Here is a 22,134-nt window from a genome sequence, read left to right on the forward strand (position 1 = left end):
AGACGGCTTTTTCAAGTAAAGGCAAGTTTGAGTAACGCATAATAATAAAAGATCATGACTAAAAACATTCCTCAAGAACACTTCCTAAAAGATTATCAAGCGCCAGATTATGAAATTAAATCGGTTTATTTAACTTTCTATCTGTCACCCAATAAAACTCAAATCGTTAACCATATGGTGATTGAGGCTAAGCATGGTAACAAGCCATTAGTATTAGATGGTGACGAATCGCTAACGTTGATTTCTGTAAAAGAGAATGACCGTTTATTGGGGAAAGAGAATTATCAGCTTAACTCTGACTCTTTAACGTTATTTCCCAAATCAAACCAATTTGAGTTGGAAATTATTACTGAGGTTAACCCTGAAAGTAATACTTTTTTGGAAGGGCTTTATCGGACGAGTGGAAATTATTGCACCCAGTGTGAGGCGGAAGGGTTCAGGCGCATTACTTATTATATGGATAGGCCTGATGTTCTAAGTTTCTTTACCACGAAAATTGTGGCGGATAAATCCGAAAGTAAAGTTTTATTATCTAATGGAAATTTGATTGATTCAGGCGAATTAGAAAATAATCAGCATTATGCTGTTTGGGAAGATCCTTATAAAAAACCGTGTTATTTGTTTGCTTTGGTTGCTGGTAATTTAGAGGTAATCGAGGATAGTTTCGTTACCCAGGAAAATAGAAAAGTCGCTTTAAAAATTTATGTGGAAGCCCGTAACATTGATAAATGTGAGCATGCCATGACTTCGTTGAAGAAGTCGATGCGATGGGATGAAGAGCGGTTTGGGCTAGCTTATGATCTAGATATTTATATGATTGTCGCTGTAGATGATTTCAATATGGGTGCGATGGAGAATAAAGGGCTGAATGTCTTCAATTCCAAATACGTACTTGCCAAGCCTGAAACAGCAACAGATCATGACTTTGAAGGAATTGAGTCTGTCATTGGGCATGAATATTTTCATAACTGGACGGGCAACCGTATTACCTGTCGAGATTGGTTTCAATTAACGTTAAAAGAAGGGTTGACGGTTTTCCGAGACCAGGAATTCTCTGCTGACATGCTGTCCCCGGATGTTAAAAGAATAGAAGATGTTAAGCGACTTAGGAGCAACCAGTTCCCTGAAGATGCTGGACCGATGGCACATCCTATTCAACCACAGTCCTATATTGAGATGAATAACTTTTATACGATGACAATTTATGAAAAAGGGTCTGAAGTGGTTCGTTTATACCACACCTTATTAGGAGAGGCTGGCTTTCAAAAAGGAATGAAGCGATATGTCGAACTTTTTGATGGGCAAGCGGTAACGGTTCAAGATTTTCGCCAAGCAATGGCGGATGCTAATCATGTGAATTTGGATCAAATGCATCATTGGTACGTTCAATCTGGAACACCTCATTTGAAGGTTACTAAGACTTATAATCCAATTACTAAGTGCTTGGCATTAAAATTTTCCCAGTTCTTGAACGGTAAGCAGGTTCATTTGCCATTGCTGATTCCTGTGCTATTTGGATTCATGGATGAAGAAGGGCATCCAATTCCTATAAAACCGTCGATCAGTACTAAAAATAAAGTCAGCCAGACAGAAAAAGGGACTTTGTTAAAGGTCACCCAGTTAAATGATACTTTTGAGTTTATGGGAGTCACAACGACACCTTGTCTTTCTTTGTTAAGGCATTTTTCGGCCCCTGTTTATCTTGATTATGATGCAACAGAAGCAGAGTTGATGGTATTGGCATCACATGATTCTGATAGTTTTGTCCGTTGGGAGTCTATTCAAAAACTCGCTATGATGAATCTAAAAGAGAATGTCACGCGTTTTGAAAACTCAAAGCCAAGCATCTTTTTAGATAGCTATCAGACGGCATTTAAAGCAGTTCTTGAGGACAATGAAATTGATTCCGCGCTTAAATCACTGGCGATGGCTTTGCCCGATATTACCTATTTTTCTGAGCAATATGCCGAAATGAATATGGATGCGATCATCGCCTCGCATAAATTTTTGAAACAAGCGATTGCTGAGTTTTTTGAAGAACCAATGCTAGAGATTTATCAGGGCTTGCAGCAAGCTGAGCAAACTAAGTATCAATATCGCAAAGAAGACATAGCCAGCCGAATGTTAAAAAATCGCTGTCTTAGCTATTTGTTACAGTTGCCGCAACATTTTGAGCTGGGTCTAGCGCAATATCAACAGCATCATAATATGACCGATGTGTTAGCTGCTTTAGACGCTATGAACCATCTTAATCGAGTTGAAAGAGCGCAGTGTTTGGAAGATTTTTATGATAAATGGCAATCAGATAACTTGGTAATGGACAAGTGGTTTGCACTGCAGGCCAGTGCACAATCCAAGTCTGCATTGGATGAGGTGAAGAAATTAACGACGCATCCAGACTTTACCTACCACAATCCTAATCGGCTTCACAGTCTTATAGGCGTGTTTGGTCGAATGAATTTTGTCGGGTTTCATACCAAAACGGGTGAAGGATATCAGTTTCTGGCAGAAGAAGTGCTTAAGATTGATAAGATTAACCCTCAAGTCGCAGCCCGTTTAACCTCTTTTTATAGTCAGTGGCAGCGACTCGCCGAACCGAGAAAAACATTGATGCGTGAAGCTATAGAGCAGATTGCCAATACTGAGCATCTCTCAAAAGATGTGTTTGAAATTGCTTCAAAAACATTAACATTGCATGACTGACATTAACAATGATGGCTTTTATTCAATTTTCTAAAACCGTATCGACGTCATGGTGTCTTGTTAAGCTTCTAATCAAGACATGCGGGCGTACAGGCTTGTTGCCAGTGGCAATATTTGCCTATTCCTTACCTGCCTTGTCGGTTGATTTTCAGCCTGAGCTTGAATCAAAAAATCAGGTAGGTTTAGAACAGCCTGAGTCGAGCCTTTCGCTTGATCAACAAATCAAGTTAATCGATCTTGAAATTTTGTTATTGAAGGCAGAGCTTGCCCAAAAAAATGCTCAAAAGGATCAAGTGCGAGCCTATCTTTCTGAGTTCAGGGTGCAGGGTGCAGGTATTGAACTACCTTTGAATCTTCAAAATCGAATGGCAGCATTAAAGCTTTACTTGAATCAATCTGTCCAGGCACATGAGGAAACTGCTCAAGTGTTTGTGTTTAAACCAGATCGAATTTTAGCTGTTTTGCCAATGTCAGGTCCTTATGCTCAGGCAGGGCAAAAGGTTTATGAGGGACTGAAGTCGTCTTTAAAATCGATTTATCCAGATAGCAATCTGGAGGTGTTGGATTCTAATATTTACGATTCTATGTTTGAAGCTTGGGAGTGGATTAGACTCTATCAACCAACGTTTATTTTTGGCCCATTGATTAAAGAGAATGTTGAAGCACTTAATCACTTGGAACTAAATGCGCCCATGCTAGTCTTTAATGAGCTCGAAAACCCTTCTCCTTTAGTTAAATCTTTTGTTCCTTTGTCGAATAGGGATGCGGTAGACAAGTTGGTTTCACTGGTCAAAAAGGCGCATTATCAAAGAATTATTGTTTTAACAGACGATTCGGATAATTCACAAGCATTAATGAATGACTTTAAAAGCCATTGGTCAGAGCAAAGTTTAGTGTATCCAGTGGATATTCAAGAGCAACCTATTGTCTCAAACGTTGATCAAGCGTTAGAAAAATCGGTAAACTCAATTAAGTCAATCAGCCGGAAAGCTTGGTTGCAAAGAACTATTCGGTCGCCAATTCAATTTACAGAACGACCACGACAAGACCTGGAGTTGGTCGTTAGCTTTTTGCCTTATCGGCTTGCTATGCAAATTTCACCTATACTTGAATACTATCAACTTAGTTCTGTCCCGCACATTTGGCTACCTTCAAAGCGTCCAAGCGTTGATGAGTTTACGTCCAGTCTTCCTTTTTGGCAGGCCACTTCTGCCATTCTTCCTGTGTCCTATGCCCGTTCAGTTAAGCAAAATAAAGAAAATGCCGACTCAAATAAGCACGTTGGCATTTTTTATGCTTTAGGGGAAGTGGCAGCAAAAGCTGTCATTGAAACGACGCGACAACACTCGATGGTAATGAACACTCAATTAGGTCAGTTAACCTTAGATGAGAGTCAAAACCTGCATTTTTACCCAGACATTTATTGGTTGGATACGGGTGTGTTCGAAAAGTTAACTGACTAGGGACTTTCTTTTTAAGCAAGGTAGTTTTTAAAAAATAGCCAGGCCTGGCTATTTTGATGGAAGCGATACTGGCTTATTAAAAAGCGTTTTTAATTTAATCTGTTTTGAGGATACAAGCGTGGCTGATACGGGCGACACAATTGACCCTAATGATTTAGACAGTATTGATGCATTGTTGGATGAAGCTGAGCTTGAGGCTGTTTCAGACAATGACGATGCGTCTGAAGATATTGTTGATGATTTATTAGACGGGCTAGATGCTGATCCCGAACCTGAGCCTGAGCCTGAACCTGAGCCAGAACCTGAGCCAGAACCTGAGCCAGAGCCAGAGCCAGAACCTGAGCCTGAGCCTGAGCCTGAGCCTGAGCCAGAGCCTGAGCCTGAGCCTGAGCCTGAGCCAGAGCCAGAGCCAGAGCCAGAGCCAGAGCCAGAGCCAGAGCCAGAACCTGAGCCAGAACCTGAGCCAGAACCTGAGCCAGAACCTGAGCCTGAGCCTGAGCCTGAGCCTGAGCAGCAGCCAGGACAGGGGATGGGCATGGGCATGCCTGAACCCGAGCTTGAACCGTTATTCAGTTCAGATCCACCAGAAGGTGGCAATATGATGTCTCCACCTGAACAAGGAGGCGGCAATATGATGTCACCTCCAGAGCAGGGTGGGGGAATGGATTCTGGCATGGAAGACGGTGCTGAAAATTTTTTACAAAAACGTGCTGCTTTACAGCAACAGAATCAAACACAAGAACAAAACCAAAGTCCAAACAATTTAACGGTGGCCGAAATGGATTCAATAAAAAAACTGATTATTATTTTCAGCTCAATCACAATAGTTCTCGTGCTGGTTGGGATTGGGATTGGCTTCTGGGGTGCCATATCATCAAGTTCGAGTTTGGATGATAAAACGATAACTTTGTTAGAAGATATTCAGGCAGGTTCCACTCAGGGTATGATCAAAGCTGCTAGCTCTGAAAAAACCGTGAAGCAGGTTGAGAAGAAGCTGGATGCATTAAGCTTTCAAATTGAACAGTTAAATCGAGATCTTACTCAGTTAAGTCCGATGTTATCGAGTAATTCAGCAGCGTTAAACAGTGTCGGCGCCACTCAAAATAAATCTGGTCCTGCTAAGCCTGTAAAACCTGAACATGAGAAAGCTACTGCAGATAAAACAGTGGTAGTTTCACCTAAACAAACACAACAGGTTCCCGCTGCTCAAACGATTGAAATGGTCAAAGTAAATCCTGAGCTAGTTAAAAAAATGGATAAAGTAAGTTCGCAAGTGGTCGTTACACAAAGAAGAATTGCAGAAGTGAATCGACGAATTAAATCTTTACAATCTCAGTACAAGACGGTTTTAAAAACAGTTAAAAAAGTCGAAAAAACGATACTGGAAGAGCAGGTTCAAGCCTCAAAAGAACTTGAAGCAATAAAGAAACAAAAGAAAGCGGAACTTATTAAAGAGCAGCACAGAAAAGAATCTAGTTATCAATATAGTGCACCGAGTAATCCATTTTTTGATGGCGTGCGTTAATAAGAATCATTACTAGGAATATGAATGCTTATAAAATTATTAAAACGAGGGTTCATCATAATCAGTTTGATTAATTTAATGGCTTGTAGCAGTGCAACCACGACTTATTCGATGCCAAGCTATTATGAAACGAGTGCCGTTTCAAATATTAAGTATCGTCATGGCTGCGAATATTATGTGGACGATCTTAAGTATCGCGAGCAACGGAATAATTGTACGGAAGGTCAGTCGAATGATTGGGTGGCTCACCGGACTTATAGAAAACAATCTTTTTTTGAGTAAAACGGAGAAACTGTTATGAAAAAGCAGACTTTATTATTAACGGCATTAACCAGTGCCTTTGTATTAGCTGGTTGTACATCACAACCCCCTAAAAATGATTATCAATCAAAGCAGGAATCTAAAGTAGATAATGCTGAACCTACTGTTAAAGTTAAAGCAGAAGCTGAAATTGAATCAGTAGAAAAAGATAAAGTTCAAGCGAACACTGAATCAGAACAAAAAGTTGTTTATACAGTGAATAAAAAATCTCATGAACCAGAACTGATCAAGATTTCTGGTATTGGTTATGGTGCTGAAAGTACCTTTGAAGGCTATACGCCTGGTCAACGTCGATTAATGGCGATTCGTTCAGCTAAATTGGATGCTTATCGTTCGCTTGCTGAGCAACTTTATGGCATTAAAATTGACAGTAATACCTCGGTAGCCACCTTAACAGCGCAAAACGATAGTTTTAGAGCACGGGTTGATGCCCTAGTAAGAGGCGCTAGACTTGTGAGTATTACGCCTTTAGCTGATCATAACTACGAAACCATCTTAGAAGTATACGTTGATAAAAGCTTCTTTAACAACACCTTTGTTTACACGCACGATGCGTCTAAAAAATCGACTATTTCAGTTGATGAGTTCCAAGGCTTAGGAGGACGTTAACTCTTAATGAATCAAGTGTTAGTGTTCCATTAGGAGAAAAGTGATGAAAAAAATAACCTTTTTGGTTTCTATAATGTTGATGCTGTTCACTTTTCAGACCATTGCGGAAGCCGCTAGTATTAGTACACGGGTTCGTATATTAGAAGGTAAGGTATATAAGCAAAGCAAGCTGATTAAGCAGCAAGCTAGGCAAAATAGATCTAACTCGCAAGAGCTTAAAAATGGGCTTAAGGATATAGAACAACTAAAATTAGAAGTGAAGAATTTTATGAGCGAGCAAGAAGCGGCGACTCAAAAGAAACAAAAAACTTCTAAAGATAAACGGTATTCTTTTCCTTAACCAAAAGTGTTAAGAATGTCACAACATGTTTTACTCAAAATTCGAAGCCGGCTTTAGCCGGTTTTTTTGTATCATTAATCTTTATAAGTGCTTTGAGAATGAGTTTAAGGTCAACGGTGCAATAGATTTAAAAAGAAGTGTTTCCGGTAGAAATAAAAAAAGCCCTTAAAAAGGGCTTTTAAATAAGAGTGAAATGCGAGGTTTATCAAAGAAAATTATTGTCTTTGTTGGTTCGCCATTTCAATTTCTTTGCCTTGAATAAAATAAACCAATTTTCTACGATCGTCTTCAGATAAGTTGTCGTATTCCAAAGCAATAGTCGATGCTGTTGCAATATCTTTATCAGGGATGATTTTGATAATGCTGCAGCGAACCAGTACCGGAGGTTCATCTTCTAAAGGCTGGATAAGTAAATCAACCTTGTCACTTTCTTTGACCGGTTCATGCACTTTGATTGCAACGCCTCCAGCACTGATGTTTACCATTTGTTGTGGGATTGCATGCACGAGTTGTTTTTTATCAACTGTTTGCAGTAAAAAATTTAGTTTACTGTTCAGTGCTGTTAAAGCTGTTGATAGTAGTGCACTTTTTTGCCCAATCTGGGAAATGATAGTATGGATCTGTTCATCCAGTTCATTCAAGTTTTCCATGAAATATTTCTCAATATAACCAGAATCAGCTTGAAGAGGAAGTGGGTTGTTTTTGGCATCTTCAGCGGAAATGATATGGTAACTGCATGGCAGCATCACATCAATTCTAAAGAAAGAGCGACTATTTTTAGAGGCCATTATTATTTTCTCTTTTAACTTTCAAATTAAACATATATTAATGCATATGTTTTCAGGATGTAAGGTTTTAGTATTGAATTTTACTTAAAGCAGAAAATAAGCCAAGTAAGCATTTGTGAGGTTGATGTGACTTAAGCTTTTCCTAGTGGATTGGATTTTGTTTCTGAAGTCGCAGCTTTTCCAGAAGAACCGTAGGTTTGCGCATTCTGATCCTGTCCGGTAAACACGTTTAAGAGTGTTTGATTCATGTTTTTCAATGCCTGTACTGTCATACCATTGATGATATTTTTTTCGTAACATTGAGTCGCTAAATCGACAGCGTGTTGCAATTGACGTTGCGTTTTTTCAGATAGGTTTTGAACGGAATCAACTAATAGTAGTTCTTTTAAAGAAAGTCGAACGCTATTATCAGGAGATAAGTTTGTTGATAGCCAGTTAAATGATTGCGTAAGACGTTCTGAAAGGGTTTCTTTTTGTTCAAGAATGCTGATAAGAGGGGAGATATCTGATGTCTTTAAGACACTTGCTTCTTGATCTAGGATAGATTCAAAGGTGTTTAAATCTTCAAGCAACTGATCAAGACGTTGGGGAATATCTTTTGTGTCAGTTACTTGAGTCATAAACATGCCGTACCTTCAGCGCTTAACTGCCTGCTAGTAAAACTTCGGTTTGGATTAATTTGTTGGCCACTTTTTCAGCGTCTACTTGGTAAGTTCCATCTTTAATGGACTCTCGTAACTCTGCAATACGTGCTGAATTATCAATGCTGCTTGCGGCCGCTTGTTTTTCAAGATTGTTTACTTGAGATGAAACATCTGTCAAAGTGACTTTATCCGTATCTTTAGAAGCATTGGATGCAGCAGGTGATGTATTACCTTTTGGTGAATTGCTCGCTGAATCATTCAAGCGATTATTCACTAAAGTTTGGTTGATATTTTTAATATCCATGACGTAAATCCCCAATTTGTCTCTTGTATTTTAACAATTAATTTATCTGTATCTACATTATTTATCGACAAATTCCTAATAACTTTAGTTTTTTTTTAAGGTTTTTTGTTCTTTAAGGAACGAGAACTGTGTTTGGAGCAATAACTATGCCTTTTACTATTTTTTTAGAAGACAGGTTTTCGACCGGAACTTGTTGGTTTTTAACACCGTCTTTTAATGCCTTTCCAACCGACTCTACTTTAATGTTACCGATATAGGTAATAATCGTAACATTATTGTCTTCCAAAACTAAATAAGGCGGTTGTAACTGCCTTACCGTTAAAATGCTATTGGGTGAAATCCCTCTTTTAGCCCTCATGCCGATAGCACTTTCAATGTCTATTAATGCGCCTGTTTTTGTTTTTTGGTATGGAACTAATTCCAGTTTCACATCATCTTTATTTATAACGGCCTGTTTTAAGATTGCTTTAGTTGTCATGACCACAGGCACATCACCTTCTACCGTTGCGGTGACATATACTTTCCATTCTGGCGCGGGACAGACAAGGCGTAGAGTCATTCTTCCATAAAGTTTTTCTGGTGCTTTGTCTTCCAAAATCAATGTTCCTTGGCACTTTGGAAGTTGCAGGCGCCGGCTAAATTCTCGGATATCTATTTGCGCATTATAAACTTTTTGGTCAGTTTTTTGCTTTAGGTGTGATCGTACCATCTTGTACAGGGTGTCAAGCGGTTGACTCTCTGGTTTGTGAGATATGTTATCGGCTCGCACGATGGTACTGTTGAGCATAGAAGCACTCAGAATGAAAAGGGCGACAGGAAGGTGTTGAATAAACAGTTTTATGGGTCTCATTTAGATACTTTTGATTGCGTTTTGCTTGCTATTAGGTTTTCAGTTATATTAACTGATATTGAATGAATTATCATTGTTGTCTTCGATAAGAAGTCTTTGTAAAGAGCTTGAAAGGCTTTTTGAAACAAACACAATGGCACAAATAAAAAGTGTGAAGGTGGCTTTAAATGTCAAGTTTTCTAAAAGGGGTTGACCAACGAACGTCTTTAGCGGGAATGAACCGCATGGAGTTGTTGTTGTTTAAAATCCACGGCAATCAATTATTTGGTATTAATGTCTTTAAAGTTCGAGAAGTCATTCGTACACCTTATATCTCACCGGTTCCAAAATCCGATGACCGAGTCGTGGGGGTCTCTGATATTCGTGGGCAAACAATGCCGATGATAGATTTAGCAAAATCGCTTGATTTGCCTGCGGTTCCTAAAGATAAATACAGTGATTCTTTAACAATTGTGACGGAATTTAATAGTTCTGTTCAAGGGTTTTTAGTTGAAGATGTTGATCGTATTGTTCATTTGCGTTGGGAAGATATTTTACCTCCGCCAGACTCTTTACAAAATGTAAACTACCTCACAGGCATTACCCGTGCTCAAAACCAAATTGTTGAAATTGTTGATGTCGAAAAAGTCTTAGCAGAAGTATCAGGCATTCAAGAAGAAATGTCAGATGAATTTTTACATCAAAATCAGGCGAAGACAGAAGGGCATAATTTCTTTGTGCTGGGTGCAGACGATTCTACTGTTGCCCGTAACCAACTTAAAACAACATTAGATAAATTAGGCATATCCAATAAGATTGTGACCAATGGACGCTTAGCATTAGACTTTTTGAAAAAGTGGGCCAACGATGCCGATAAAGATATTAGCCCACCGGTTGGTGATCGTGTATTGATGGTGATTTCAGATATTGAAATGCCTGAAATGGATGGGTATACCCTAACCACTAATATTCGAAAAGATCCTAGGTTGAGTGATTTGTATGTGGTATTAAGTTCTTCGCTTAGCGGTGGTTTTAACGATACGCTGACGGAGAAGGTCGGCGCAAATAAATTTATGTCAAAGTGGCATCCTGAAGAGTTGGCGCAAGCCGTTATTGATCGGATTGATGAAGTCTCAGCCCAAAGACAAAAGCAAGCATCCTAATTAAAAGCGATAGGGTAAGCAATAAGATGGAAGAATTTATGAAATTGGCGGGGTTAAAGAGGTTTTCATTGAGTGGCGTGTTAACTTTTTTGCTGACTTCTCTCTTATTCAGTTCAGGTGCCAGCGCAGAGACCACTTTAAAAAAATCTTCTCAAGTTTACCCAAAGCATTGCGTCATGGTTACAGGAACCGCATCAGTTGAAGGTGTTTCCGAAGCTTTTGCGCGACAAATGGCCATTCGCAATGGATTGAAACTTGCCAGTATGCAAAATAATCTCAGCATTGCTTCCGATCAAGTCGTGAAGGATTACACGCTCACAAAAGATATGACTCATTTTACCAGTAACAGTAAAGTGTCAAAGTTTATCATTTTGGATGAAGGGGTAAAAGAGCCTGAGTTTGATAGCCTTTTTAATGAAAAAGGGTTAAAAAAATCGCCAGAAGAAATTGAGCAGTTAAAAACTTATCAAGTTCGTATGGAAGTTTGCCTGACTGAAGACCCTTATGCTTGCAATAATGTTCCTGGAAATCATTATCAACCGAAGTTAGTTATTGCGCGCCCAGTGACCACCGATTCTTATGGCGCCAGTGATATTTCAAATCTATTGGTTGGTTATCAAAATGAGTTGGAAAGACGCTTAAGAAATAAAGGGTATCAAAACCTCACTACTTTGGAAGACTCTTCAGTGATTGATCCGAATCAGGCGGTTGGACCAAATTTATCGCCTGAAGTGTTAGATCCGGTTCGTGAACGCACGGGTGCACAATTTCTATTGCTGTCGGTGATTCGTTCCGCTTCTGCTCATAATGAAGATCCCAAGCTTTGGAATGATATTAAGCGTTTTTATAATCGTGAAGTTCAACCGAATGCCCGTTATATTGAAGTCGACTCTTATGTTGTTGATTTAGTAAATCACAAGGTGGTTTCGCAAAAAAGAAAAGGGTTTGATATTAAAGGGGATGTCGTGGTCGGACGAGATCGTCCTTTTGGAACCAATGCATTCTTTGCGACTGATACGGGGATGGTTTTCCATTCGTTATTGGAAGAGCAAACTCAGGCGGTCTATGGGTATTTAAATTGTCGACCAGTTGAAACGCGAATTATTGATATCAGAGATGGCGAGTATATTGTTTTCCTGTCACGCGAGTCTGGGGCTCAAGTGGGGGATGAATTAGCGGTTTACCACACCTTTGGTCGCCCGGTTCGTTATCAAGGTAATGACTTGGGTGCCGATTCAAAACCAGCAGGTTTTTTGAAAATTAAACGCATTCAATCTAAGTTTGCCGTTGCTGAAATTTTAGCAAAAGAAGATCTTATTCAAATCGGCGACATTGTTCGGTCTTGGTAAGCATCAGTGTTGTGTTTTTGTCACCCTGATTTTATTTATCATATTACTTAAATAACTTTCATTGACCGTTCTGACGGTCTTTCTTTAGGTCAAAAAACAGCCAGGCCTGGCTGTTTTTTGCCGCTTTTAATTCTACATTTAAAGCCTCTTATAGACTATCTCTTTAAATAAAATAATTGAAAAACATATGGTTATTGCCTTTCTCGGCAATAATTGCCGAAAGTGACGAAAAAATTAATTTATTTTCTAAAGTTTTTTAATTTCCTGCCGATATACGGCCTTTTTCCGCCAACTTTAGATCTTTTTTAAGATTTGGCATTCTCATTGCTAATGATTTTCTAGAAAAATAAAAACAATAATATTTTGACGGTTGTGAGCTTTAGATAGCAGGGCAACAGACTAGGAAAGGAAAAATTATGGAATCGGTATTTGGTATACATGAACAAGCTTTAGCGGTTCGAAAAGAACGCCAAGGTATTTTAGCAAATAACATTGCCAATGCAGACACGCCGAACTTTAAAGCAAGAGATGTAGATTGGCGTAAAGAAATGCAAGCAGCGGAAGAAGATTTGAATAAAGGCCGCTATAAGCCTGATTTAAAAATGACCAACAGCCGCCACATAGAAGGGTTTGCAGAAGCGAGTACTGAAGATTATTTAAAGTATCGTATGCCAACACAGCCCGCTTTAGATGGTAATACGGTTGAAACGCACATTGAAAAAGCGAAATTTATGGAAAATTCAATGCAATACCAAGCGACGCTTGAGTTTATGAATAGCAGTATTACCGGCATCCGCGGTGCCTTGAGAGGAGAATAATTATGTCGATGTTTCCAACGTTAGATATTTCCGCAACAGGCATGCAAGCACAGACCGTCCGGCTGAACACCATCGCGTCCAATATGGCAAACGTTGACAGTATCAGTTCCAACTCAGATGAAACCTATCGCTCTAAGCAACCTGTCTTTAAAACCATTATGGATAATGAAACGGGTCTCCCAGCTGGTGGCGTGAAGGTGGATGATATTGTAGAAAGTAAAGCGCCATTGAAAATGGAATATAACCCTAATCACCCGATGGCAAATGAGGAAGGCTATATTTATCGTCCCAATGTCAACGTGGTTGAAGAAATGGCGAATATGATGAGTGCTTCTCGAAGCTATGAAACGAATATTGAAGTGCTGAATACTTCAAAACAGTTATTGTTACGCACCATTCAGATGGGTAAATAGGAGAGTAAATGATGGCAACTCCAGCAATCAGCAGTAATAATACCGATTATATGAAAGCGCTTCAGCAATCAACGAATGGAAAGTCGAATGCGCCCGATCAGCAGTTGGGTCAGGCAGATTTTCTCCGACTCTTAACGACTCAACTTCAAAATCAAGATCCCAACAAACCAATGGACCCGACCAACTTTGTGACCGATTTAACACAAATGAGTCAGCTTGAAGCAACCACTAAAATGAATCAGTCAATGTTAGCAATGACAACCGGGCTGCAAAATATGCAGGTCATGCAATCGGCCTCATTGATTGGTAAGAATGTTCAAGCCATCGGCGATACGATGTCTCATGAGGCAGGTTCAGAAACGCCTATTCGGCTTTCTCTTGATCAGCCGTTAAGAGATGTCACGGTTGTGGTGTCAGATGCCAATGGCCCTGTTTCTGAAATCTTTGTCGATGACTTAAATGCCGGCGACAAAACGGTTAACTGGGATGGAAAAGACAAGTTAGGTAATGTAGCGGATAGTGGGGAATATACTTTGACCGTTTTCGGGCTAGATAAAAATGATGAATTACAGTCTATTAAAACCATCGTTCCATCTAAGGTGAATTCAATCTCAATTAATGAGGATGGTAGCTCAACCGCGACTTTGGCAACGGGTGAAAGAGTCAAAATAGATGACATCAGAGAAATCAGCTAAAGCGATTTAAAACGAATAATATCAACAATATTTTAAATAAAAAACAAACACAAGAGAATACGTAAAGGAGAAGCATCATGGGTGTAGCGTATGATTTAACAGCGGTCAGTGGTCTGAATGCGGCCTCTCAAGGGTTAGGGGTCATTTCCAATAACCTCGCCAATGCTCAAACAATGGGGTTTAAGAGCTCTCGAGCAGAGTTCTCAGATATGTTCTATGGTGCACAAAGCACGCCAGGTAACGGGGTGCGCGTCGACTCAATTACTCAAGATTTTACCAATGGAACCATTACCGATACAGGTCGTGATCTAGATATGGCGATCGATGGGGAAGGCTTCTTTATTTTAGAAGACAGAACTGGAAAATATGAAAATGTCTATACCCGTAATGGGTCATTTAAACTGGATAAAGACGGCTACATCACCTCGCAGGAAGGCAATAAAGTGCAAGGGTATTTGTTGAATCCAGCCTTGTCGACGGAAAGAAAGCCTGTTTTTGAAACAACATTGAGCTCGATTGACTTGGATGAGCTGAATAAAACGCCGAAGTCCACCAGTGAAATGAATTATGACATCAACGTTAATGGGGAAGAAGATAATAACGTTGATGCCACTCAAACTCCTATAGCGGGAATTGAAAACTCAGTGGGTGGGGATACTGCTCTGGCTGGGTCAGCTTTGTCGAATATTGAAAAATTAGTCGCGCCTGAAACTGAGGTTTATGGTGGCTATCCTGACTTCTCAACCAATAAGATTGTATATGATACATTAGGTGGAGAACACCGTTTGACCACTAACTTTTATAAGCGCGATGTGGTCACCGAAGCCAACTCTGATTTATTGTATGATCCAGCAACGGATACTTACTCGGAAGCAGTTCCAGGAAATACCAAGTACACCAGTTGGCTTGCTCAGTATACGATGGAAGATTATGATGATGCGACTGGGCAATGGGTCACCAGTGGCCATCGCGAAGCGGTTCCCGCAGATGGAACAGCCTCTGCGGATGCGGGGATTATTTACGAGTTACGCTTTGATACCAATGGTAACTTGATTGACACGCGTGAACCGACGGTTGCCGCACTTGCAACTGGGGCAAACTCAACGCCTACAGGGCAAGATACAGCGAATAACCCTCTGGATCCTGCAACTTGGACGCCTACTGGGAATCAGCCGAGTATGGAATGGGTGGTCGACAGTCCAATCACCGGTGCGAATGATCCCTTAGGGAATCCTGCGGATGCACTTGGGGTGCGGATCGATGTAGACTTTACTAAAATGACGCAATTTGCCGGGTCTTATAACTTGCGTGGTGTGACTCAGAATGGGTATGCCATCGGTGATTTGGTTGGGGTTTATACCGGTAAAGACGGTGTGATTGAAGCGCGTTACTCAAACGGGCGTTCCGTTCCGGTGGCTCAGCTTGGGATGGCGAACTTTAATGATAAAAATGCGCTAGAGAAGCTCGGTGGACAAAGTTATGCCGAAAGTTTTGGTTCTGGTGCCGTGCAGATTGGGACGTCTGAGCGTAACGGTTATGGTTCCATTAATGCCGGTGCATTGGAGTATTCGAACGTGGATACGGCAGGAGAATTAGTTCATATGATTCAAACGCAGAGAACGTATCAAGCCAGTGCGCAAGTGATTCAAACATCACAAACACTGACGCAAACGATTTTACAGCTTTAATTAACGTTTTATTTTTTCTGGTCTTGCCGGCATTTTTTGCCGGCTTTTTTGTTTATACCTTCCTATATAAGGTTGTCGGCCTTTTTCTGAAATCTTTAATTCTTTTTTTCATCAAGTTGGCACAACCTATGCTAAATAATTCCTGTATGAAAAATAAAGCGTCAGTTATTTGACAAGAGCGCTAAGCATACAAGGGAATAGAGGTACGGATCGTTAGAATCCACTTAAATATAAAAGTGCTTCTGATTTTAGGCTGGGGTTTGATTAATAAATCTTAGCCATTATTTTGACTGGAATACATTGAAAGGGATTGTCTGATGAATCGTATGCTTTATGTTTCGATGAGTGGCGCGAAAGAAGTGATGCTCTCGCAGGCGAATAACGCTAACAATTTGGCCAATGCGAATACGGATGGATTTAAACAAGATTTTAACCAATTCCGTGCTCAGCATGTGCAAGGGCCTGGTTGGAATTCACGAACGTATTCATTAGACGAAAGGCCTGCAACGGATTTCACGCCGGGAGCCGTTAAAGTGACTGGGCGTGACCTAGATATTATGACGAAAGAGAATGGTTTTTTAGCGATTCAAGCACCGGATGGCACAGAAGCCTTGACGCGTTCAGCGTCTATGCATCTGACGCCAGAAGGTGATTTGTTAGATGTTCATGGTAACCCCATATTAAATGAGGGTGGCGCGCCGATTAATATCCCGCCTGCCAAGTCCATACAGATTGGAAGTGATGGCACGATTTCATTTATTCCAGCCGATTCAGCTAATAACTTAGCTGTTGTTTTAGATCAAGTAAGATTGGTGCAGCCAGATATTAAGCAGCTTGAGAAAGGCGAAGATGGTTTTGTTCGCAATAATGGCGCTGAATTAGAGCAAGCCCCAATCAGAGTTGTGAGTGGGGCATTGGAAAGCAGTAATGTGAATACAGTTGAAGCTTTGACGAATATGATCGAGCTTTCTCGTAAATATGAAATGCAAATTAAGATGATGAGCACGTCTAAAAACCATGCCCAAAAATCTGACAGCATTCTTAAGTTAAGCTAATAGTAGGAGTCTTAAAATGAACAGAGCACTCTATGTCGCAAAAACAGGTTTAGAAGCGCAAGATTTTAGATTGGCCACCATTTCAAACAACTTGGCCAATGCCAATACTTATGCTTACAAGACAGGGCGAGCAGAATTTAATGATTTGATGTATCAAAATGTACGTCAACCGGGGGCGCAGGCTACACAAAATGAAGAGAATACCTTTCCTTCCGGTCTTCAGTTGGGGACTGGGGTAAAAGCCATTGGGGTTCAGAAAATCCATACCCAAGGGAATGCGATGGTTACAGACAATCAGTTAGACGTGATGATTGAAGGAAAAGGGTTCTTTCAGGCGCTGGATCAGGACGGCAATATCATGTATACCCGTGATGGATCGTTTGAGGTCAATCAAAATGGTGACCTGGTGACGTCATCCGGGTACTTGGTTGAACCTAATATTAATATTCCGCTGAATACAACCGAAGTGTTTATCACTGGGGATGGTGTTGTGTCTGCGAAAGAACCCGGCAACCCACAGCCTGTCGCGGTAGGTCAGCTTGAACTGGCAACATTTATGAACCCATCGGGTTTGGAATCAACCGGGAAAAACTTTTATGTTGAAACCTTAGCCAGTGGCGCGCCTAATATTAAAAACCCAGAAACTGAAGAAGCAGGGAGTTTGTTGCAAGGCGCTTTAGAGTCTTCTAACGTGAATACGGTTGAAGAGTTAATCGGGATGATTGAGGCTCAGAGAACGTACGAGATGAACTCAAAAGCAATCAGTGCCGCAGATGGCATGATGCAGTATTTGAATAATAATGTTTAATATTAAATAGCCAGATGCTTCATGATAGGCACAAGGAGCTAGATATGACCAGAAATAATGCAAACCATAAAAAAAATAATTCAAGTCTTTCCAAGTTAGTCTTGGGAATGATGGTTTCATCGATTGTTTTAAGCGGGTGTTCTGCAACCCCTGAGCGTATGGAAAAATTTTCCTATGAGCCTAACTATCCGATGAATATCCCAAAGAAAACGGTCCCTAAAAATGGGTCTTTATATCAAAGTGGCGATGCAATCACTTTGTTTGATGATTCTCGGGCGCATAAAGTCGGGGATATTATTACGATTAACTTAGCTGAAAAATTTGATGCTAAGAAAAAAGATGAAGCAAAATACGATAAAAGTAACCAGCAGAATTTTGGTCTAAATGGTCAGGCAACAGCTGGCTCTAATGCTACTGCTTTCGGTGGAAACGTTTCTGTCCCTGGTTTGGGAACAGGAGTGGGCATTGGGTATGGTTCCGAAGGTAGTTTTGCCGGAAAATCGGATGTTAAACAAAGATCGAGTTTAAGCGGATCCATCGCGGTGACGGTGGTACAAGTTATCTCAAATGGTAACTTGATTATTCGCGGGGAGAAATGGATTACCATTCATGAAGGGGAAGAGGTCATTCGCTTTGCAGGCATTGTCCGGCCGCAAGATATTCGTCCTGACAACACGATTGATTCCGAGAAAGTCGCGGATGTTCGCTTAATCTACAAAGATACCGGCATTTCCGGTGATACAAACCGACCTGGTGCGGTGACGCAGTGGCTGCATAAATATTGGCCACTATAATAACAAGCCTTTTCCTCAGAAAGCGTGGGAAAGATGTTTGTCCGACCTAAGTCTCTTTTCTTAGGCCTCGAATTTTTAATTTAATTTATTCAAAAATGGCCAGGCCTGGTCATTTTATCCCAGTTTTTTCTGGTCTTTGGGGGCATGTTTGCCCCATTTTTTTATTTGAACGTTGCATATCGGCCAACCTATTCATTTCTTTAATTTTTTTTCTTAATTTTTATCTATATGGCATAGCTAATGCTAGTATTGTGTTACACAATAAAAATAATTTCCTAAAATAGGGAGTAAGACCATGTTTACCAGAAAAAGTGTCATTTTAATGGCGGTATTATTAATTTGGAGTGCTGTCAGCTACGCTGAAAGGGTCAAAGATTTGGCTAATGTGGAAGGGGTTCGTCCGAACCAATTGATTGGCTATGGCTTAGTGGTTGGTTTGAGTGGAACGGGTGATAAAACCAGTTACGCAGACCAGAGTTTGATGAGTATGTTAAATAAATTTGGTATTAACTTACCGCCCGGCACTAAAACCAATTCAAAGAACGTGGCAGCAGTCGCAGTTCATGCTGACTTGCCGGCTTTTTCCAAATCAGGTCAAAGGATTGATGTGACGGTGTCCTCTTTAGGAAATGCCAAAAGCTTACGAGGTGGTACTCTATTGTTAACCCCTTTAAAAGGGGTGGATGGTAATGTTTACGCCTTGGCGCAAGGAAATTTATTGGTTGGGGGGTTAGACGCTTCAGGTGCTGATGGGTCTCGAATCACGGTCAATGTGCCAAGTGTCGGTCGAGTACCGGGTGGTGGGATTGTAGAAAAAACCGTCAATACGGGATTTGATTTAGGGAATACCATTACGCTGAACTTAAAAAACTCAGACTTTACCACCGCGACTAACTTAGTGAATGCGATTAACGCCAAGTTAGGCAAAGGAACGGCTTATGCAACCGATGCAGAATCGGTTGAAGTGATGGCACCTAGAATTCCAAACCAGCGTGTTGCTTTTTTATCGGTGGTTGAAAATATTCAAGTTACCCCAGGCGTTGGGTCTGCTAAAGTGATTATTAATTCCAGAACGGGTACCGTCGTGATTGGCAGTAATGTTAAAGTAACAGCTGCAGCAGTCACACATGGGAACCTGGTGGTGAAAGTCTCTGAGAAAAATAATGTGTCACAACCAAACCCTTTTGCGGGAGGCAATACGCAAGTCACACCTGAAACTGAGTTAAGTATTGAGAATGAAGGAAAAGGGCGTATGTTTAAGTTTCCGAAAGGGGTGACGTTGGATGATATTGTTCAAGCCGTTAATAAGGTCGGTGCCGCTCCAGGGGATTTGGTCGCAATTTTAGAAGCCTTGAAACAGTCAGGTGCATTGCAAGCTGACTTGATGGTAATTTAAGGAGAGCGCTATGTCAGGTTCAGATTTACAAGTTCCTAAACTTGAGGCCTATCAACAGATATACGGCAATGGTGGTTCTTTTAATGACTTAAAACAAACTGCGAAGCAAGACCAAAAAGCAGCATTACGTCCAGTCGCAGAACAATTTGAAGCAATGTTTTTGTCTCAAATTTTAAAAGAAGCACGCAAAGTTAAATTTGATGATGGCTTTATGGACGGCGATCAAGCCGATTTCTATAAAGATTGGTACGATAAACAACTTTCTCAAACATTAGCCGCTAAAGGTTCTTTAGGATTGGCCGATAAGATTGTTGAAGATCTTTCACCGAAGTTACCCTCGATGACTTCAACGCAATATAAAGAGTTGCTCGAGAGTAAAGAAAATAAACAGACTTCACAAAAAGAAGCTTTGCCTTTAGAATCAAAGGCATCGGTGCAAACAACTTCAGATAGCTTGGCTTTGAGACAATTAAAATAAAATGAGTCGGCTTAACTTTAGACTAGAAAAAGGACATTCAGATGGCTGATATGTTAAACATCGGTACGGCAGCGACGAATACGTTTAGACGCGCGATTGAAGTAACCAGTCACAACGTTGCCAATGTCGGAACCGAAGGCTATAGCCGACAAAGAGCTGATATTGTTAGTAGTTCTCCGAGTAATACTGGGTATGGCTTTTTGGGTGCAGGGTCTCGAGTCGACTCGATTGATCGTGTCTATGCGGATTACATCCAAACCCAATTGGTGGATGCTTACAGTCTTAAGAGCCGATATGAAGAGCAGCTTAGTTTAGGTAAGCAAGTTGAAGGCGTGGTTGCGAGTAATGACCAAGGACTGCAAACCTTCATGCAAAATTTGTTTGATTCCTTTCAAAACCTATCCAATAATCCGACATCTTCTACCAATCGTGAGCAAGTTCTTAGTGAAGCAGGCAATATGGAGTCCATGTTGTTGAATATGAGTACTGTTTTGAAAGACACGCAGGAACAGGTCAATGGTCAGATTAAAAACATGACCGATGAAATCAACAATAATTTAACCACAATCCAGGCAATCAACAACCAGGTTGCCAACAGTTTAAGTAATGGTGGGCAAGCGCCTAATGACTTGCTCGATCAGCGTGAGCAAGCAATTAAAGAACTGGGGCGTTACATGGATATCAAAACATATCGACAAGAAGATGGTCGAATTGATATTCACACGGGCAATGGCCGCTATCCTTTAATTAGTGATAACACTTTAACAACTTTAAATGCTGATTTAACAGATTATAAAAATGAAAACCGAGTTGAAGTGTATATGCAGCTTGGTGGACAAAAAGTTGAAGTGTCCGATAATATTAAAGGCGGGCAACTAGGGGGGGTGCTAGATTTTCGTAATAATATGCTGGATCGTTCAATGAATGAATTGGGTATGGCTTTGAATGGTTTGACTGCCTCAACCAATTGGCAACACTATCAAGGGTATGATCAAAATGGTAACCCAGGGCAAGATTTTTTCGAGCCATTGTCGACCAACGCGATACAAAGTGCTAAAAACACAGGACCTGAAGATGGTACCAATATACAGGTTAGCTTTAACCCTGTATTCGATCCGAATGCACCAGTTCAAGGAACCAATCCACCTTATGATCCGGCTGCCGTGGCAGGTTCTGCTAATGACCAGCCCCCAACGTATGGTGATAAGCAAAACTATTTAGATCAAGCCATGACTGCCATTGGTGAATTTGAACCACGGGAATATAAGTTACAGTTTTTGGCTGGGAGCAATGGATTTCAAGTTAAAGATAATAAAACAGGCGATCCTGTTTTAGACGCAGCAGGCAATCCAGTTTTAATTACGCTAGGGGCACCAGATAATGGTTTTGAAGATGTTGAGGGACTTCGTTTTGATGTCACTAACGTTGGTGCGGCCCCTGCAGACGGTGATACTTTTATTGTCAAACCGCATCAAGCGATGTTAGAAGACTTTGCTACGACGATATCCAGTGGTGAAGAAATTGCGGCTCGCGGACAGTCTCCTGTCGATACCGGTGTGGCGGGTCTAGCTGATGAAGCACCAACACCCGCATCAGTGGGTGATAATGTTAATATGGCCAATATGGCTAGTATGGAGTCTAAAAAAATTCTTTACTCTGATGCTTCTGGAAATGCGTCAGAAACTTTATTGGGTGGGTTTTCTAAGATGGCCACTAATGTTGGGATGTATGTTCGTGGTACCGAAATTCAATTAACGTCGCAAGGAAATGTTTTTGATCAAATTAATGCCAGACGAGAATCCTATTCAGGCGTTAATTTAGATGAAGAAGCGGCAAATTTACTTCGGTTTCAACAAGCTTATCAAGCATCAGCTCAAATCATTCAAACATCACAGTCATTGTTCCAGTCTTTGCTTGGTGCAGTGCGTTTATAAGGTCGATTAAGGAACAT

At 40.7% G+C, this 22,134-nt stretch carries 22 protein-coding genes; 18 read left to right on the top strand and 4 right to left on the bottom strand.

The window, feature by feature from the left end; all coding sequences use genetic code 11:
- The first annotated feature begins 54 nt into the window (after positions 1-54).
- From pepN to P8629_RS07850, 6 genes are all read left to right on the top strand, one after another.
- Entirely contained in the window at positions 55-2,703 is a 2,649-nt protein-coding gene (gene pepN / locus P8629_RS07825; RefSeq protein ID WP_278165572.1) for an aminopeptidase N, read from the top strand.
- 104 nt (positions 2,704-2,807) lie between these two features.
- A complete protein-coding gene (locus P8629_RS07830) occupies positions 2,808-4,166 on the top strand; it encodes a hypothetical protein (RefSeq protein ID WP_278165573.1) in 1,359 nt (452 codons plus the stop codon).
- A gap of 118 nt (positions 4,167-4,284) precedes the next feature.
- The gene (locus tag P8629_RS07835) at positions 4,285-5,691 is read left to right on the top strand and encodes a hypothetical protein (RefSeq protein ID WP_278165574.1); all 1,407 of its coding nucleotides are present in this window, start codon (positions 4,285-4,287) and stop codon (positions 5,689-5,691) included.
- Between the two features lie 24 nt (positions 5,692-5,715).
- Positions 5,716-5,973, top strand: coding sequence for a hypothetical protein (locus P8629_RS07840; protein ID WP_278165575.1), 258 nt, complete (start codon positions 5,716-5,718; stop codon positions 5,971-5,973).
- 15 nt (positions 5,974-5,988) lie between these two features.
- A complete protein-coding gene (locus P8629_RS07845; protein ID WP_278165576.1) occupies positions 5,989-6,621 on the top strand; it encodes an LPP20 family lipoprotein in 633 nt (210 codons plus the stop codon).
- Between the two features lie 43 nt (positions 6,622-6,664).
- The gene (locus P8629_RS07850; protein WP_278165577.1) at positions 6,665-6,961 is read left to right on the top strand and encodes a hypothetical protein; all 297 of its coding nucleotides are present in this window, start codon (positions 6,665-6,667) and stop codon (positions 6,959-6,961) included.
- 215 nt (positions 6,962-7,176) lie between these two features.
- Here P8629_RS07850 and P8629_RS07855 read toward each other — a convergent pair whose 3' ends face one another.
- The 4 genes from P8629_RS07855 to flgA all read right to left on the bottom strand — a co-directional run bounded on the left by P8629_RS07855 (position 7,177) and on the right by flgA (position 9,547).
- Positions 7,177-7,749: a PilZ domain-containing protein gene (locus P8629_RS07855; protein WP_278165578.1), complete on the bottom strand. Its 573-nt coding sequence runs from the start codon at positions 7,747-7,749 to the stop codon at positions 7,177-7,179.
- A gap of 131 nt (positions 7,750-7,880) precedes the next feature.
- Positions 7,881-8,369 carry a flagella synthesis protein FlgN gene (locus P8629_RS07860; protein WP_278165579.1) on the bottom strand — a complete coding sequence of 163 codons (489 nt, stop codon included), beginning with the start codon at positions 8,367-8,369 and terminating at the stop codon, positions 7,881-7,883.
- Between the two features lie 22 nt (positions 8,370-8,391).
- On the bottom strand, positions 8,392-8,712 hold the full coding sequence (flgM, locus tag P8629_RS07865; RefSeq protein ID WP_278165580.1) for a flagellar biosynthesis anti-sigma factor FlgM: 321 nt from the start codon (positions 8,710-8,712) through the stop codon (positions 8,392-8,394).
- A 97-nt stretch (positions 8,713-8,809) separates the two neighbouring features.
- The gene (flgA, locus tag P8629_RS07870) at positions 8,810-9,547 is read right to left on the bottom strand and encodes a flagellar basal body P-ring formation chaperone FlgA (protein ID WP_336618923.1); all 738 of its coding nucleotides are present in this window, start codon (positions 9,545-9,547) and stop codon (positions 8,810-8,812) included.
- Between the two features lie 167 nt (positions 9,548-9,714).
- Between flgA and P8629_RS07875 the strand changes: the two genes are divergently transcribed.
- The 12 genes from P8629_RS07875 to flgK all read left to right on the top strand — a co-directional run bounded on the left by P8629_RS07875 (position 9,715) and on the right by flgK (position 22,117).
- Positions 9,715-10,689 (top strand): chemotaxis protein, encoded by a 975-nt coding sequence (locus tag P8629_RS07875; protein ID WP_278165581.1) that lies wholly within the window; start codon positions 9,715-9,717, stop codon positions 10,687-10,689.
- Between the two features lie 77 nt (positions 10,690-10,766).
- Positions 10,767-12,038 carry a hypothetical protein gene (locus tag P8629_RS07880; protein ID WP_278165701.1) on the top strand — a complete coding sequence of 424 codons (1,272 nt, stop codon included), beginning with the start codon at positions 10,767-10,769 and terminating at the stop codon, positions 12,036-12,038.
- 416 nt (positions 12,039-12,454) lie between these two features.
- Positions 12,455-12,856, top strand: coding sequence for a flagellar basal body rod protein FlgB (gene flgB / locus P8629_RS07885; RefSeq protein WP_278165582.1), 402 nt, complete (start codon positions 12,455-12,457; stop codon positions 12,854-12,856).
- Positions 12,857-12,858: 2 nt separating this feature from the next.
- Positions 12,859-13,269, top strand: a complete 411-nt coding sequence (gene flgC, locus P8629_RS07890; protein ID WP_278165583.1) for a flagellar basal body rod protein FlgC — start codon at positions 12,859-12,861, stop codon at positions 13,267-13,269.
- Between the two features lie 8 nt (positions 13,270-13,277).
- Positions 13,278-13,964, top strand: a complete 687-nt coding sequence (locus P8629_RS07895) for a flagellar hook assembly protein FlgD (RefSeq protein ID WP_278165584.1) — start codon at positions 13,278-13,280, stop codon at positions 13,962-13,964.
- Positions 13,965-14,041: 77 nt separating this feature from the next.
- On the top strand, positions 14,042-15,652 hold the full coding sequence (locus tag P8629_RS07900; RefSeq protein ID WP_278165585.1) for a flagellar hook protein FlgE: 1,611 nt from the start codon (positions 14,042-14,044) through the stop codon (positions 15,650-15,652).
- Between the two features lie 317 nt (positions 15,653-15,969).
- Entirely contained in the window at positions 15,970-16,707 is a 738-nt protein-coding gene (locus P8629_RS07905; protein WP_278165586.1) for a flagellar basal body rod protein FlgF, read from the top strand.
- Positions 16,708-16,723: 16 nt separating this feature from the next.
- Positions 16,724-17,515: a flagellar basal-body rod protein FlgG gene (gene flgG, locus P8629_RS07910; protein ID WP_278165587.1), complete on the top strand. Its 792-nt coding sequence runs from the start codon at positions 16,724-16,726 to the stop codon at positions 17,513-17,515.
- Between the two features lie 44 nt (positions 17,516-17,559).
- Positions 17,560-18,309: a flagellar basal body L-ring protein FlgH gene (locus tag P8629_RS07915; protein ID WP_278165588.1), complete on the top strand. Its 750-nt coding sequence runs from the start codon at positions 17,560-17,562 to the stop codon at positions 18,307-18,309.
- A 295-nt stretch (positions 18,310-18,604) separates the two neighbouring features.
- Positions 18,605-19,705, top strand: coding sequence for a flagellar basal body P-ring protein FlgI (locus P8629_RS07920; protein WP_278165589.1), 1,101 nt, complete (start codon positions 18,605-18,607; stop codon positions 19,703-19,705).
- Between the two features lie 10 nt (positions 19,706-19,715).
- The gene (locus P8629_RS07925) at positions 19,716-20,183 is read left to right on the top strand and encodes a rod-binding protein (protein ID WP_278165590.1); all 468 of its coding nucleotides are present in this window, start codon (positions 19,716-19,718) and stop codon (positions 20,181-20,183) included.
- 41 nt (positions 20,184-20,224) lie between these two features.
- Positions 20,225-22,117 (top strand): flagellar hook-associated protein FlgK, encoded by a 1,893-nt coding sequence (gene flgK / locus P8629_RS07930; protein ID WP_278165591.1) that lies wholly within the window; start codon positions 20,225-20,227, stop codon positions 22,115-22,117.
- Positions 22,118-22,134: the final 17 nt, after the last annotated feature.

It is taken from the genome of Hydrogenovibrio sp. 3SP14C1, assembly GCF_029625905.1.
GTDB lineage: Bacteria > Pseudomonadota > Gammaproteobacteria > Thiomicrospirales > Thiomicrospiraceae > Hydrogenovibrio.

Coding starts and splice junctions, on each gene's coding strand:
- pepN (WP_278165572.1), top strand. CDS start 55: ATGACTAAAAACATTCCTCAAGAACACTTCCTAAAAGATTATCAAGCG.
- P8629_RS07840 (WP_278165575.1), top strand. CDS start 5,716: ATGCTTATAAAATTATTAAAACGAGGGTTCATCATAATCAGTTTGATT.
- P8629_RS07845 (WP_278165576.1), top strand. CDS start 5,989: ATGAAAAAGCAGACTTTATTATTAACGGCATTAACCAGTGCCTTTGTA.
- P8629_RS07850 (WP_278165577.1), top strand. CDS start 6,665: ATGAAAAAAATAACCTTTTTGGTTTCTATAATGTTGATGCTGTTCACT.
- P8629_RS07855 (WP_278165578.1), bottom strand. CDS start 7,749: ATGGCCTCTAAAAATAGTCGCTCTTTCTTTAGAATTGATGTGATGCTG.
- P8629_RS07860 (WP_278165579.1), bottom strand. CDS start 8,369: ATGACTCAAGTAACTGACACAAAAGATATTCCCCAACGTCTTGATCAG.
- flgA (WP_336618923.1), bottom strand. CDS start 9,547: ATGAGACCCATAAAACTGTTTATTCAACACCTTCCTGTCGCCCTTTTC.
- P8629_RS07875 (WP_278165581.1), top strand. CDS start 9,715: ATGTCAAGTTTTCTAAAAGGGGTTGACCAACGAACGTCTTTAGCGGGA.
- flgB (WP_278165582.1), top strand. CDS start 12,455: ATGGAATCGGTATTTGGTATACATGAACAAGCTTTAGCGGTTCGAAAA.
- flgC (WP_278165583.1), top strand. CDS start 12,859: ATGTCGATGTTTCCAACGTTAGATATTTCCGCAACAGGCATGCAAGCA.
- P8629_RS07895 (WP_278165584.1), top strand. CDS start 13,278: ATGATGGCAACTCCAGCAATCAGCAGTAATAATACCGATTATATGAAA.
- P8629_RS07900 (WP_278165585.1), top strand. CDS start 14,042: ATGGGTGTAGCGTATGATTTAACAGCGGTCAGTGGTCTGAATGCGGCC.
- P8629_RS07905 (WP_278165586.1), top strand. CDS start 15,970: ATGAATCGTATGCTTTATGTTTCGATGAGTGGCGCGAAAGAAGTGATG.
- flgG (WP_278165587.1), top strand. CDS start 16,724: ATGAACAGAGCACTCTATGTCGCAAAAACAGGTTTAGAAGCGCAAGAT.
- P8629_RS07915 (WP_278165588.1), top strand. CDS start 17,560: ATGACCAGAAATAATGCAAACCATAAAAAAAATAATTCAAGTCTTTCC.
- P8629_RS07920 (WP_278165589.1), top strand. CDS start 18,605: ATGTTTACCAGAAAAAGTGTCATTTTAATGGCGGTATTATTAATTTGG.
- P8629_RS07925 (WP_278165590.1), top strand. CDS start 19,716: ATGTCAGGTTCAGATTTACAAGTTCCTAAACTTGAGGCCTATCAACAG.
- flgK (WP_278165591.1), top strand. CDS start 20,225: ATGGCTGATATGTTAAACATCGGTACGGCAGCGACGAATACGTTTAGA.